The 14638-nt window shown below is 38.6% G+C and carries 13 protein-coding genes and 1 pseudogene; 4 read left to right on the forward strand and 10 right to left on the reverse strand.

The window, feature by feature from the left end; translation table 11 throughout:
- Window positions 1–20 precede the first annotated feature (20 nt).
- From AC6H0A_RS01630 to AC6H0A_RS01650, 5 genes are all read right to left on the reverse strand, one after another.
- Entirely contained in the window at window positions 21–1175 is a 1155-nt protein-coding gene (locus AC6H0A_RS01630) for an ABC transporter permease (RefSeq protein ID WP_497512298.1), read from the reverse strand.
- The gene (locus AC6H0A_RS01635; RefSeq protein WP_005642421.1) at window positions 1162–2502 is read right to left on the reverse strand and encodes an ABC transporter permease; all 1341 of its coding nucleotides are present in this window, start codon (window positions 2500–2502) and stop codon (window positions 1162–1164) included. Before AC6H0A_RS01635 ends, AC6H0A_RS01630 begins: the two co-directional genes overlap by 14 nt.
- 2 nt (window positions 2503–2504) lie before the next feature.
- Window positions 2505–3920 carry a Fe-S-containing protein gene (locus AC6H0A_RS01640; protein ID WP_005642419.1) on the reverse strand — a complete coding sequence of 472 codons (1416 nt, stop codon included), beginning with the start codon at window positions 3918–3920 and terminating at the stop codon, window positions 2505–2507.
- Between the two features lie 94 nt (window positions 3921–4014).
- Window positions 4015–4536 (reverse strand): iron transporter, encoded by a 522-nt coding sequence (locus AC6H0A_RS01645; protein WP_005626197.1) that lies wholly within the window; start codon window positions 4534–4536, stop codon window positions 4015–4017.
- A 27-nt stretch (window positions 4537–4563) separates the two neighbouring features.
- Window positions 4564–6471, reverse strand: coding sequence for an FTR1 family iron permease (locus AC6H0A_RS01650; protein WP_044233089.1), 1908 nt, complete (start codon window positions 6469–6471; stop codon window positions 4564–4566).
- A gap of 182 nt (window positions 6472–6653) precedes the next feature.
- Here AC6H0A_RS01650 and AC6H0A_RS01655 point away from each other — a divergent pair, with 182 nt between their 5' ends.
- The 4 genes and pseudogenes from AC6H0A_RS01655 (at window position 6654) to qseC (ending at window position 10117) form a co-directional block, all read left to right on the forward strand.
- Entirely contained in the window at window positions 6654–7541 is an 888-nt protein-coding gene (locus tag AC6H0A_RS01655; protein WP_497512301.1) for a Dyp-type peroxidase, read from the forward strand.
- A 131-nt stretch (window positions 7542–7672) separates the two neighbouring features.
- The gene (locus tag AC6H0A_RS01660; RefSeq protein WP_005642414.1) at window positions 7673–8038 is read left to right on the forward strand and encodes a YgiW/YdeI family stress tolerance OB fold protein; all 366 of its coding nucleotides are present in this window, start codon (window positions 7673–7675) and stop codon (window positions 8036–8038) included.
- Window positions 8039–8100: 62 nt separating this feature from the next.
- On the forward strand, window positions 8101–8763 hold the full coding sequence (locus AC6H0A_RS01665) for a response regulator (RefSeq protein ID WP_005642412.1): 663 nt from the start codon (window positions 8101–8103) through the stop codon (window positions 8761–8763).
- Window positions 8764–10117: pseudogene (gene qseC / locus AC6H0A_RS01670) on the forward strand (quorum sensing histidine kinase QseC).
- Window positions 10118–10166: 49 nt separating this feature from the next.
- On the opposite strand, the gene AC6H0A_RS01675 reads toward qseC, so the two are convergent.
- Genes AC6H0A_RS01675 through rsxD form a run of 5 tightly spaced genes read right to left on the reverse strand, consistent with a single transcriptional unit; the run spans window position 10167 to window position 14635 of the window.
- Window positions 10167–11540: a sodium-dependent transporter gene (locus AC6H0A_RS01675; protein WP_005642408.1), complete on the reverse strand. Its 1374-nt coding sequence runs from the start codon at window positions 11538–11540 to the stop codon at window positions 10167–10169.
- A gap of 58 nt (window positions 11541–11598) precedes the next feature.
- Window positions 11599–12234 (reverse strand): endonuclease III, encoded by a 636-nt coding sequence (nth, locus tag AC6H0A_RS01680; RefSeq protein ID WP_005642406.1) that lies wholly within the window; start codon window positions 12232–12234, stop codon window positions 11599–11601.
- A 1-nt stretch (window position 12235) separates the two neighbouring features.
- A complete protein-coding gene (locus AC6H0A_RS01685) occupies window positions 12236–12934 on the reverse strand; it encodes an electron transport complex subunit E (protein WP_005642403.1) in 699 nt (232 codons plus the stop codon).
- 1 nt (window position 12935) lies between these two features.
- Window positions 12936–13559 carry an electron transport complex subunit RsxG gene (rsxG, locus tag AC6H0A_RS01690; RefSeq protein ID WP_005642401.1) on the reverse strand — a complete coding sequence of 208 codons (624 nt, stop codon included), beginning with the start codon at window positions 13557–13559 and terminating at the stop codon, window positions 12936–12938.
- Window positions 13559–14635 carry an electron transport complex subunit RsxD gene (gene rsxD, locus AC6H0A_RS01695; protein WP_005642399.1) on the reverse strand — a complete coding sequence of 359 codons (1077 nt, stop codon included), beginning with the start codon at window positions 14633–14635 and terminating at the stop codon, window positions 13559–13561. The genes rsxG and rsxD overlap by 1 nt, the downstream gene beginning before the upstream one ends.
- Window positions 14636–14638: the final 3 nt, after the last annotated feature.

Below are 14638 nucleotides of genomic sequence, written 5' to 3' on the forward strand. Positions count from 1 at the left end.
AATTTATAAGCATTTCACTTTTACTCACCCTTCAACACATTCGCAACATTAATACTTAATGCTCGACGTGTTGGAATAATAACAGCCACAAATGTCACTAATAACGAAAGTACAATCGTAATTGGCAATACAGGAAGTCGCATATCAATATAAGATTTGAATACAGTTATTCCCAATACTTGAGCTAATAAATAACCCAAGCCAAGTCCGATAATAATGGCACAGAAAGCGATAATTAAAATTTCGGTGCTGATTTGGCGAATGATGTCAAATTTTTTCGCACCCAGTGATTTTTGTAAGGCAAATTCTTTGGATCGTTCGCCGACAATTGCAATTAAGGTGGTATTCACACATAAGGTTGCAAGCACCAAAATCACAAGGGAAATTAAGCACATTAAGCCTTTAATTTTTTCTAAAATCCGCCCTTCTGAGGCGGAAACTTTACGGATCGGGCGTGCGGTTAAATCGGGATATTGTTGCATGATTTTTTCGGCAAATTGATCCACTGTATTGGCGCCTTGCTCATTTTGCACATTGAGTAATGCGTTGTTTGCTACGCCTTCTTTATCTAACCAATTTTGTGCAAATTCAACATTTACAATAAGCATGTTGTCAGTTGCATCACCAGTTTCTACAATTCCTTTAATGTTGAAACTGTGTTTTTCTACGGCATTTTTAGACAGTTGTAGGCTATCGCCCACTTTAACATGTAATCGTTCAGCAAGGGTTTTCCCAATCATTGCATTGCGGTCGTCAAAGTTTACGTTGATTGCAGAACCTGTAATTTGCCAGTAAGGGGCGAGGATTCGCATCGCATCAAAATTTACGCCCATCAGAACAATTTTTTCTAAATCACTGCGTGCGACACCATAAAGATAAGGACTGGCTGCGGTGATAAAACCATCGGGTGCTTTTTGTAAAATTGCGTTTAACTCTGCTTGATTCATCATTCCGCCATCAGCTGAACCAATGTAGAAATTTGCTCCGAAAGTACGCAGTTCTTGGCTCATTTTGGCGTTTATGTCGAAGTAAACCGCTGCCATTGCAGTGACAATGCTTGCGCCCACAGTAAGTGCGGTGAAAATAATGAATACTCGTTGGAGGCGTAATCGCAATGCGCGGAAAATTAATCGCCAGAACATGCTTTGAGTATTTGCGCTTTTATGCTCTGCCATAAAGCACCTCGACAGGGTAAAGTTTAGCGATTTTATGTGCTGGGAACCAAGTGCCAATCACCGCAATAAGAATAGAGAGTACGAGAACACAAGGGACGACGATCCAAGCGAAATCAAGAGGCGCACCGAATAATGCGGCACCGATAAATTTGGCTAATCCCCATCCAGCTAAACAGCCAAATATTCCGCCTACTAATGCACTTAGCACCGCTTCGCAGTAGAACAGTAAGGTAATTTGCCATTGATAAGCGCCTAGTGCTTTCATTAAGCCTATTTCTTTTGAGCGTTCGATAATTCCTGCGCTCATTAAGGAAGCGATACCCATTGCCGCAGCGATTAATGCCACGAAGGTAACGACCGCCAGTAAGAGTTGGATTTTACCAATGACTACACCTTCAGAGGCAGCAACTTGCCAAATTGGGCGAACCATTGCGCCAGAAATCGCTTCTTCTAATTGATGAGAAATTGACGAAACATAAGCTGTGCAATACCAACGGTCATAGGCTTCCGCATCTAAGGCATCCGTATTGGCACGCGCTTTACGGGAAAGATCATTTTCAGGCACGGTGAGGGCAGATACACGGACGGATTGCACTTTGCCTTCTAAACCCAGCAAATTTTGTACCGTACTTAGGGGCATCACAAGCTGATTATCTTCTGTTCCACCTGTACTTAAAATTCCTTTAATTTCTACCGCACTTTGTTGGCTTTCGCCGTTATCGTTTGTGTAGCTTAAGCTAAGTTTATCGCCAATTTTCCAATCATTACTTTTGGCTAGTTGTTCGCCAGCAAGTGCAGGGACGATTTCGCCAAAGTCATTGTTTAAATCATCAACCCATTCCCCTTCCACTTTCCAATAAGGGCTAATGATTCGTTGTCCTGTGTGGTAATCCTCTTCATCAGGTATGGCAATATTATGATCAAAAAAGGTACCAAGCGCATTAATCGTTTTTGAGGCTGAAAGTGCGGTGGAATTTTGTGAATATTTTGTCACTTGCACATTTGCTGAAAGCAACGGGGCAAACCCCACGATATTGTTTCGCCAGAAAATATCTTTGATGTTGGGAAGCTCTTTTTCATCTAAAAAATCTTGGCTAGATAATGACGCACTATGGCTGAGTTCATCAGGCAATGCCGCATTGTTGGCTGGCTCCACCAAAATATTGGCACCGTAAGATTTCAGCTCTTTCGCCATTTTGTCACCAATATCAATGGAAATAGCAAGTAGCGCAGAGACTAAGCCAGCGGCTAAGAAAATAGTGATAATGGCGAGCAATTTACGTTTGATACCAAATCGCCAAGATTGAAATAACATTCTAGCAAGCATTGTTATTCCCCTTTTGGATTTTCGTTTTTGTTAATGCTGAGATAGTTATCGGGATTATCGCGGAATAAATCGAGATTTTTTTCGTTCTCAAAGAAATAAGTATGCCCTTCGTGGCTATATTTATATTCAGTTTTAGTGTTTTTGAGTTTGGCGCCACTAATCGGATCTTGTACTTCAATTTCTACAATCGTACTGAATAGATTTAAGCCATCTTCAAGACTTTTACGAGAAATCACGATTTCATTTTCAGTTTGTTGCCAATTTTCAATAGGTACAGGGTTACAACCGCCTGGTTTACCGATAGATGGAATAAAGAGATGCACGCCACAACCAACGCAGACCACTTGATTGCCTTGCATGACATAGCCTTGATCGCCGCAGAGTAGGCAAGCATCGAATACTGCCGCCATACTGACTTTATTCGGTTGACGATTGATAATGAAAAAGCGTACGGCTTTGCCATCATCAGCAATCCAAACGAAACGGTGAAGTTTACCGTCTTTAAGTGGCTCTAGTGCTAAATGCACTTCATTTTTGTCATTAAGTTGTACTGGAACTGCTTCAGAAAGTTGTGGCGGTTGAGAGGCAACTTTTTCCCAATAAAGTTGGCTTGCAGCCACAAATAAAATACCAAATATGCCCCAGTAAATTGTGCGTTTTGATGTTTGTACGAAGGCTAATCTTTTGCGTTTTTCAATCAGATCTTTTTCGGCTTTTGCTTCTCTTAAATGTTTTGAATGTGTTTGAATGGTAAAAATACACAAAATAACTGACATTAACGCAACACAAATGATATTGAGCCAAGCGGAGATTTCTCCTGATTTTGCCACAAAACTTAACCGCACTTTGGTGAGTTCAATGAGTTGTAATTTCATCAAGGTAAGCAGTAGTTCTGCTATAAGCGGAAGAATTAACGCGATAAAAAGTAAAAAGGTGAGTGCAAAAAGTGCGGTAGATTTTCCTTGTGTTTTTTGTTGCTGTTTAAGTAAGAAATAGAGCCATGCACTTGAGGCTAAGCTAAAGATTACGCCAAAAATGACCGCACTTATATTTAAAATAAAATCAGTGTTGATGACATCTGTGTTGGTGAGTGCGGTGATGTTTGGATCTTTCGCCCAAGTTGCTCCTGCGATAAGCATTAATGCAAATTGCCAGAATGCGGCAAGATTTGATGATTTGCTCCATTGGCTGATTGCAAAAAGTAAGAAGATAATTAAAAAGCAGATGGTTAGAATAAGATTGGTGGTTTGTCCATTAGGAATATTTAGTCGTAGGACAACACCCAAAGCCAAGCCAATAAGGCTTAACCAAATAAGCGTTTTAGGCGAAATATTGCCTTTTTTAATTGCCCAAGATGCACCGAGTAAAAGCGAAATTGGCAAAAGAGCTTGCAGAACAAAAATGAAAAAATAAGTCATAGAAAGCGTATTTTAAATGGTAGGGTGGGCTTTAGCCCACCGTTTTTTATGTCTGATTGTTAATTGGTGGGCTGAAGCCCACCCTACAGCACTATTATTTTAAACCAGTAAATTTAAATTCATAATTTACATCAAATGGTTTCCACCAACGACCCACGCCAGTTTCTTCGTCAGTGTGGCGGTGCATACCTGCTTTTGGTGGCGGATCGATATGATAAGTTAATTTGTAGTTACCCACGCCCATCATTTTGATATTTGCGCCATAGTGTGGGCCATCGCCAGCAACCATTGGCATGAAGGTACCTTCTTGTTTAGCACCAGTATCGGTATTGACTAAGGTATAGTTGATGGTTAAATAAGGCATCCATTCACCTTCACCAAAACCGTTTTTGTTACCTTTCACCGCGTGAATATCTGCTTCTAAGTGAATATCAGATTTTGCTGCAGGTAAGCCCATACCGCGAGGTTCCATATCCACTGGTTTTAAGTAAACCGCTGCAATTTCCATGTCATTCATGGTAACCGCTTCACCGATTGGATATTCTTGGAATGCGTAAGCAGAAGTTGCTGCAAACATTCCTGCTAATAAACTTGCGCTAAGAAGTGCTTTTTTCATAGTTTCTCTCCTGAGATGAGTTTTGAGTTAATTTAAAACCGCTTTTTTGCTTTGATATTTCATAACAAACAAAGCAAAAATAGCAGCAAGAATTAAGATTGCTTGTGGTACAAGGGTTTCCACATAAGGATAAACACCTAACCACGAGATTTCTGGTACACCGTTAATTAATGTTGGTTCAAACAGTTTACCCTCAATAAGTTCAAGTACAGATTTGCCGGCGAATACAAATGCCATTAAATACATAAATGAACCTGTAAACATAAAGAATGGCTTAAGTGGTAATTTCACTACTGTGTAACGCATCACAAAGTAACAAATCGCCAGTAAAATCACCCCGCAAATAAAGCCAGCAAAAAGATAGGCTAAACTGACCGCACTTTTCGCATCACCAGCTAGGGCATAATAGAACAATACGGTTTCTGCGCCTTCACGATATACAGCAAGGAAACTGGTAAGCCATAAGCCGAATAGAGAGCCTGCTGTTAATGCCGTTGAAAGTTTGCCTTCGAGATAGCGTTTCCAGTTTTGTGCTTCGACTTTAGAAAGCAACCAGTAACTCATACTAAATAACATGAAGACTGCAATAATCATTGTGAAACCTTCAAGCAATTCGCGGTTTTGCCCTGAGTTTTCAAAAATAAGCTGGAATATGAATGCGGTAACTACGCTTGCCACTAACGCCACATAAACGGATTGGCGAATAACTGGCAATTTATCGTGATGATTGTTTTTCACCATATAAGCCACAATAGCGGCAACGATTAACAACGCTTCTAAGCCTTCACGTAAAATAATAAGCAAGCTATATAAGAACATGGACCAATCACTCTGTTCGCCACCTTGCAATATTTGAACGGCTTTCGCTAAGTTTAGGCTTAAACCTGTAGCTTGTTCTTGTAATTTGTCGCCATTTCCCGCTTTCATCAGGCTGACTAAACGAGTGAAATAACCTTCTAATTCTGCTTTAAAGTTGCTATCGCGCGAGCCTACTTTGTTTTCCATGCCAGAACTTTCAAATACATCGAAGTAAGTGTCTTGCACCGCAAGCATGGCTTTTTTCGCATCGCCTTGTTCATAAAGGGCGATAGCTTGTTGAATACGTTGGTTGATTTCAGTCGTAATTTTTGTCCAATCTTGCTCTGCAACCTTATCTGAAGTTTGCGCTTGTGATTGTGTCGCTTGAGTGTTTTGCTCATCGCGAGTGGTTGGCAAATTAGGAAGCTGTTCTTCAATATCTTGCAAGAGTTGTGTGCTTTGGTAAGCAATTTCTGTAATTTGATCAGGCTGCTCACTCAAACGAATCAAATTATAGAATTGTTGATTGATCGCCGCAGAAATTTCAGAAGAGCGGTTGGTTCTAACCGACATTTCCATTTCAGAATTTTTGTAGCCGTCATATTGAGCTTGTTGGAATGCTTTTTTAGCATTGGCAAAATCACCGTTTTCATAGGCGGTAATGGCTTGTGCGACGAGATCATCAATGGTTTTGAAACTTTGTTGCCAATAAGGTTTGATGGCTTGATTATCATAAACGCCGTGCTGACTATCAGCATTGAGTTGATGCCCTTCAACAAGAGAAGGTAAAACTTCTTGTAATTCCTTTTTTAAACCGTTGATTTTGGCTTGAACCTCATTCATTGGTTTACCTTCGCCAATCATTTTGCGAATTTCACCAAAAGTGGCTTCCATTTGATAGCTTTTTTGCGCAGAAAAATTAATTCGAATGGGGCCTTCTAAATTTTCAAATACTTCAAAATAAGCCATTTGTACTTCGGTTTTGGCATCATCAATTTTGTTTTCTTTAAGAAGTTGTTCGGTGTGATTCAAGCGTTGAGTGATGTCATCTACCCATTTTTGATAGTTATCGGCAAAGACTGCTTGAGAAAATAAAAATAGTAAAGATATGCTGATATAACGTAAAAGGTACGGCATAGAACTAATAACTTTATAAATGAAATCTATTCGTATTTGAAAGATATATCTAATGAGAAAAAATCTCAACAATAAATTTGAGTTTTTGCTACTTAGATCAAGTTTTATTTGAATATTTAAGATTTTTTAATGACATTATGTATAATGCAAGCGTTTTCCAATTGTCCTTTTAGGAGATTTTTATGACAGCACAAACTGGTATTTTGCTTGATGGTTGCAAAGCAGGCGTATTTTTAGAAGCAAATATCTCAGATTATTCTCAGATTCCAGCGGCGGCTCGCCAATTCCTTACTCGCTTAGAACAGCTTCAACAAACTTATCCCGATGCACGTTTGGGAGCAGTAGTTGCTTTCGGCGATAAAGCTTGGAAAACCCTTGGTGGGCAGGATGCACCAGAACTTAAACCTTTTATCACTTTAGGAAAAGGTGATTTAACTGCGCCAAGTACACAAACTGATCTTTTAGTACATATTCAATCGTTACGCCCTGATGTTAATTTTTCTGTTGCACAAGCTGCAGTGAATGCTTTTGCTCAAGCTACTGATGTTCAGCAAGAAATTCATGGTTTCCGTTGGGTGGAGGAACGAGATCTCACTGGTTTTATTGACGGAACTGAAAATCCAAAGGATGCACAACGATCAGAAGTTGCCTTAATTTCAAATGGCAATGATAAAGATGGGAGTTATGTGTTTACTCAACGTTATGAACATAATCTCGCTAAATGGGAAAAATTAAATACAGCAAAACAAGAAAATGTGTTCGGACGCACCAAAACGGATAGCGTAGAAATGGAAGATAAGGCAGATACTTCTCATGTTGGTCGTACAGATTTAAAAGAGAATGGCAAGGGATTAAAAATCTTACGTCAGAGTTTACCTTATGGTACGGCGAGCGGTACGCACGGATTATTCTTTATTGCTTACTGTGCAACGCTTTATAACATTGAACAACAGTTGCTGAATATGTTTGGTGAAAAAGACGGAAAAACTGACCGCATTTTAGGTTTTACTAAGGCTGTAACGGGTGCTTATTATTACGCACCATCTATTGAGCAGCTAAATAAACTTTAATTTATGAAAAAACTAAATTAAAAAAATTTAGTTTTTTTTATGTTTCTTAATCTTTTCTTAAGATTTATTTGTTTTAATACGTACATCCAAGCAATGGTGCTTGAAATTAACTGACTTAAAAAGGAAACATTATGAAAAAATTTGCATTAGCAACAATCTTCGTATTAGCAACCACTTCTGCATTTGCAGGTTTTAATGGCGGAAATGCTCAAGGCGGTTTTCAACAAGCAACCCCTTCAGCAATTAGTGTAAAACAAGCTTTATCTGCGGCAGATAATTCAATGATCACTTTAGTGGGTAATATCACACAACAAATTGATGACGATGAATTCTGGTTTACTGATGGGACTGGGCAAATCAAGATTGAAATCAAAAAACGCATTTGGAATGGTTTAAACGTAGATTCAAAGGATAAAGTGAAAATTTATGGAAAATTGGATAACGAGGTATTTGAGAAAGCAGAACTTGATGTATTGCGTATCGAAAAAGCAGAATAATTATCTTTGAAGATAGCGAGCATTAGCTCGCTGTTTTTATTTATAAAGTGCGGTCAATTTTTATGAGAATTTTATTGATAGAGGACGATAATCTAATCGGCAATGGTTTACAGATTGGTTTAACTAAACTTGGTTTTACGGTGGATTGGTTTACAGATGGTAAAACAGGAATGGATGCCTTAGCGTTTGCGCCTTATGATGCGGTGGTATTGGATTTGACATTGCCTAAACTTGATGGATTAGAGGTATTACAACAATGGCGTTCCAAACATCAAGATGTACCCGTATTGATTTTGACTGCCCGAGATACCTTAGATGAACGTGTTAAAGGTTTACAAAGTGGTGCAAATGATTACCTTTGCAAGCCTTTTGCTTTGGCTGAAGTTGCGGCGCGTTTGCAAGCACTGATTCGTCGTCGTTATGGCCATAATCATTCGGTGATTGAGCACGCAAGCGTTAAACTCGATCCAAATCAGCGTTCTGTTTGGCTAAATAATCAACCTATTTCTTTAACAAGCCGTGAATATAAATTGCTTGAATTATTTATGCTGAATAAAGATCGCGTATTGTCTCGCTTATCTATTGAAGAAAAATTATCAAGCTGGGATGAAGAAATTAGCAGCGGAGCGTTAGACGTGCATATTTATAATTTGCGTCAGAAATTAGGTAAGCAATTTATTCGAACAGTTCACGGAGTTGGATATGCGTTGGGAGTAACCCAATAAATGAAAAACAAACGTTTAAGTTTTCGTCTTATTTCTGTTCTTTCTTTCACCGCACTTTTTGTGTGGGGCGTATCTACTGCTGTCGCATGGTGGCAGGTGCGTAGTGAAGTGAATGATGTTTTCGATGCCCAACAAATTCTTTTTGCTGAACGTCTTGCCAATCCAGATCTTAGTCATATTCTGTTAGAGCATGTGGAAAATATTAATAAAATCCAGCCACATTCGTTCAAAAAAACTATGATGATGACGCATTGGCTTTTGCTATTTTTTCTAAGGATGGAAAACGTTTATTAACAGATGGGCGTAATGGCGATAATTTTGTGTTTGATAATGAAATTGGCTTTGCGAAAGGCTATATGCTGAATGATGACGATGAATGGCGTATTTTCTGCAGCCTGTAGCAAATGGAAATTTGATTATTGCCGTTGGGCAAGAGCTTGACTACCGTGAAGATTTAATTGAAGAAATGATCTTTGGGCAAATGTGGATTTGGTTTGCTAGCTTGCCTATCTTGATTATTGTTTTAGGATGGTTGATTCATAAAGAACTTCGACCGATTAAACGTTTAAGCCAAGAAGTACGAACGAGAAAATCTGGTGATCTGTCATTACTGAATACTGAGGGGCTACCCGTTGAAATTTTACCCTTAGTAAAAAATTTAAATCAATTTTTTGACCGCACTTCGGCTATGTTACAACGCGAACGTCGTTTTACCTCTGATGCAGCCCATGAATTACGTAGTCCATTGGCGGCACTGCGTATTCAAACCGAAGTTGCTCAACTGGCTGGTGATGATAGCGAATTACGAGAACAAGCACTTTTGCATTTAACACAAGGGATTGATCGTGCATCGCAGTTAATTGAACAACTATTGACCCTTTCAAAACTGGATAATTTACAAGAATTGGAAGAATTACAGCCTATTGATTGGGAAGGCATCATTCAATCGCTGATCGCAGATCGTTATTTTGTGGCAGAAAAGCGTAAAATTACGTTGGCTTTTGAGAAAGAATCTGAACCAAAGTCAAAACAAGGGCAACCAATTTTAGTTTCATTGATGTTTAGAAATTTACTCGATAATGCCATTAAGTATTGTTCTGAAGATACAACCGTTTCAGTGAAAATAGCATCCTCTCAGGTTATTGTTGAAGATAATGGCGGTGGCGTTGAACCTGAAGATTTGAAAAAACTTGGTCAGCGTTTTTATCGTCCAGCTGGGCAAAATGAAAAGGGCAGTGGTTTAGGGCTTTCTATTGTCATGCGAATTGCGGAATTACATGGATTCAAAGTGCGGTTAGAAAATGTTATAAAAGAAGGGCAGCGAATTGGCTTAAAGGCACAAATATTTTTATAAACATTTCCTTTAAAAAAAGAAAACCGAGTAAAGACTCGGTTTTTCTTTTTTAGAATAGGTTGCTGATAAAGATGACTAAAATAATCACTGGCACAACGAATTTCACATAGTTAAACCAGATTTTAGTGAATGTTGAGTCAGGTGTCGGAGAAAGTTCTTTTTTCGCCTCATCTTTTAATACGAAACCAACGAAAACAGCACAACCAAGTGCGGTCAGCATAAAGAGAATATTTCCACTAATATAATCATAGAAATCAAAAATGCTTTTGCCAAAAATGGTAACATCTTTCCATACATTATCCCCTAAAATTGCTGGAATATTACCTAAGACAAAAATTCCACCAAGGGTTAATACAATCGCTTTGCCACGGCGCATTCTGAGCTTTTCTTGTAATGCGGTAATGATCACTTCATAAATTGTGATAGAAGTAGTTAGCGCAGCAATTAATAATAAGCCGAAGAAAATAATTGCAAAGAATTTACCCGCCCATAAGTGAGAGAATACGATAGGTAAACTTTGGAATACTAAAGTTGGGCCGGCGTTTGGTTCAATCCCAAAGGTGAAAAGTGATGGGAAGATCATAAAGCCCGCAAGTACAGCAATAATTGTGTTGGTGAAACCTGTAATCACTGCGGTATGGATTAAGTTTTCTTCTTTATTTAAGTAACTGGAAAGGGTAATTAATACGCCAAAACCAAGGCTTAATGCGAAGAATACCTGACCTAAAACGAAGATAAATAATTGTGGCGTAATTTTTCTGAAATCTGGTTTTAAATAGAATGTAATTCCTTCCATTGCACCAGGTAATGTTACGTTGCGAATAACCATTCCAATGAGGAAGATGAATAGCAATGGCATTAAATATTTTACAGAACGCTCAATTCCGCCAATGATACCTTTAGCTAAAATAATGTAATTCACCACAACAAATAAGAAGGTGTACAACATAATTTCATAAGGGCTATTACCGATATAAAGATCGTAGAAATTTTTGGCAATGTCTTTTGTGATGGGGGTTGAAATGTCTAATGTACCGCTAATTAGGCTGATAATATAAGAAATAACCCAACCACCAAGCACCATATAATACGCCATAATGCCAAATGCGCCGAGTAAGCCCATATAACCTAATATTTTCCAATATTTAGAAATGCCTTTTCCTTTGTCGAGAATTTTATCGCCGAATGCATCAATGGAATTTACACGTAAGCGGCGACCTATCACGTTTTCAACTAAAATCATTGGGATACCGATTACAATCATTGCGATACAAAAAAGTAGAACGTAAGCACCGCCACCATTTTCCCCCACAAGATAAGGGAAACGCCAAGTCGCACCGAAGCCGACAGTTGCGCCTGCGACCGTCATGACATAAGTGAGGCGGCTTGACCAAGTTTGTCGCTGTTTATTATTTGTTGTCATTTTTTATCCTATTTTTAATAAAAGTGCGGTAAATAATTAGAGTGTTTTACCGCAAAAATTAAAACTCAATTTTTTCTTTATATTCACACAGATCTTCAATAATGCATGAGCCACAACGAGGTTTACGTGCTATACAAGTGTATCGCCCGTGTAAAATTAACCAATGGTGAACATCCACTTTAAATTCATCAGGTACGACTTTAAGCAGTTTTTCTTCCACTTTTACCACGTCTTTACCCGGTGCAAAATTAGTTCGATTGCATACACGGAAAATATGGGTATCTACCGCAATGGCTGGATGACCAAATGCCGTATTTAGTACAACATTGGCTGTTTTTCTGCCCACACCTGCTAATGCCTCTAAGGCTTCGCGATTTTCAGGCACTTCACCGTTGTGCTTTTCAATTAAATCGCGGCAGGTTTTGATAATATTTTCTGCTTTGCTATTAAAAAGCCCGATAGTTTTGATATAGCTTTTTAAACCATCTAATCCTAAATCTAAAATCGCTTGTGGCGTGTTTGCAACAGAGAATAGTTTTTCTGTCGCTTTATTTACGCCTTTATCAGTTGCTTGTGCCGATAGAATTACCGCAATTAATAATTCGAAGGGCGAATTATACTGTAATTCTGTGGTCGGGTGGGGATTTTGATCTCTTAATCGGGTTAATATTTCGATTCTTTTTAATTTATTCATCTTATTTATCAATTTGATTTTTTATTGCAAGGAGCAAGCCTAATCCTATAAATGCGCCTGGAGGCAGAATGAAAAGTAAAAAACTACTGTCTGTATGGTTAATATGGAGCGTTAAAAATTTCGCTTGTTCGCCAAATAGATTTTCAATGCCATCAAAAACTGTACCTTGCCCAATGATTTCACGCAATGCGCCAAGTACTGTCAAGCTAAGCGTCATTCCTAATCCCATTGAAAACCCATCCCAAACGGAATGGAGTAAGCTGTTTTTTGAGGCGAATGCTTCTGCTCGACCAATCACAATACAGTTGGTAACGATGAGTGGAATAAAAATCCCAAGTGATTGATAAAGCGTATAGGTATAAGCATTCATTAAAAGTTGAACAACAGTTACTGTTGTCGCAATGATCATCACGTAGATTGGAATGCGGATTTCATTCGGAATATATTTACGGAAAAGCGAAATAACCGTATTTGTGCAAGTGAGCACAAGCATTGTCGCTAAACCTAAACCAAGTGCATTGGTGGCGGTGCTAGACACCGCTAACAGCGGACAGAGCCCGAGAAATTGGACAACCGCTGGATTATTTTTCCAAATTCCTTGAGCAAAGATTTCTTTCCACATGGATTTTTGTTGATTTTCAACCGCACTTTCTATCTGTTCTTCTTCAAGTGCGGTATTTTTTTCAGTTAAATCTGTCATATTATTTCACTTGTGTTGAAAGCTGTTGTAACAAGGCTTGGTTATTTAGCATGATTAATGCTGATCGTTTAGTTTGATTCACCACTGCGCGAGGTGTAATAGTTGCACCAGAAAATTGATCAAATTTTCCGCCATCTTTTTTTATCGTCCATTCGCTCAAATTATGCTCATTAATCGATTGATGAGTAAAATTTAGAATCCAGTTGGAAATACGGAGTTCAATTTTATCGCCTAAGCCAGGAGTCTCATGGTGTTCGATTACTCGTACACCTAATATTTCACCTTTCGGATCTAATCCCACAAGCAAACGAATATCGCCAGAATAGCCATCAGGTGCAGTGGTTTCATAGGCATAGGCAGAAATATTTCCATCTTTTTTCGCAAAATAAATTTTCTGAATGCCCACCAAATTTTTATCTTGAGGGATAACCGCACTTTCTAGCAAATTATTATTGAAATAATCTTGTGGAATGACCTGTAAAAGTAATTCTCGTTGTTGTGCCGCCATCACCGCGTCAATTTTATCTTTTGTTAGGAAAAAAATACCCGCAGAAATTGTTGTGCAGAGTAGGGCGACAAAGCCTAACAATATGCCGTAACGCGATGTGATTTTTACTGTACCCATTATTTTTTCCCTTTTGTTGGATAACCAGATACTCGTGGACGCGTGTAATGATCGATAAGTGGAACGCAAATATTACTTAATAAAATTGCGAATGCTACACCATCTGGAAAGTTTCCGTGATAGCGAATGAGATAGACAAATAACCCCACTAATGCGCCAAAAATAATTTTTCCTCGTGGTGTAATGGAAGCTGTGACAGGATCTGTCGCAATAAAAAATGCGCCAAACATCATTGCGCCACTCACGAGTTGGCTAATCGCACTTAAATGCGTGAAGCCAGTAAAAGCGGTTGCAGTGGCTAAACAGAAAAAGGTGACAAGCATCGCCACTGGAATTTGCCAATGAATGACACGTTTTAAAATAAGGAAAATTCCGCCCGCTAAGAAAGCCACGTTGACTTGCCACCAGCCTTGAGCAAAGTCGGTTCCATTACCCATAAAAATCGGCAGTTTAATTAATTCATAAAAATCATTTAATTGAGTGTGACTTTTATAGAAAATTTTTGCGCTATCCAAAGGTGTTGCTTGGGTGATGCCATCAATGTTATGTGTAAGTTGTGAAAGTGTAAATCCGTCAGTGGTTAAACCTGAAAATATTAATGAAAACGCATCTGAAAAAGTCGGTGGTTCCTGTAATAAATTAATTGGTGGCATCCAAGTTGTCATTTGTAACGGAAATGAAATTAGAAGAATTACATAGCCAATCATCGCTGGATTGAATGGATTTTGTCCTAAGCCACCATAAACCTGTTTACCTAATAAAACTGCACAAAGTGTTCCAATGATGATGACCCAATAAGGTGCATAAGGTGGAATAGCCATTGCCAAAATTAAAGCAGTCAGGGATATGCTGAAATCTGAAAGATAATTTAATGGCTTTTTACCGCGTAATTTTATTGCAATAAATTCCGCAATGATTGCTGTACCAATGGCTAATACAGATTGAAACACCACGCCAAACCCAAAATAGTAAATTTGCGTGAAAAAAGCTGGCATCATTGCCAACATTACCCAAAGCATAATACGCGCAGTGAGTTTCCCCGAATGAGTATGAGGAGAGCTAACCATTTTAAACATTAT

It is taken from the genome of Haemophilus sp. THUN1692 (genome assembly GCF_059704395.1).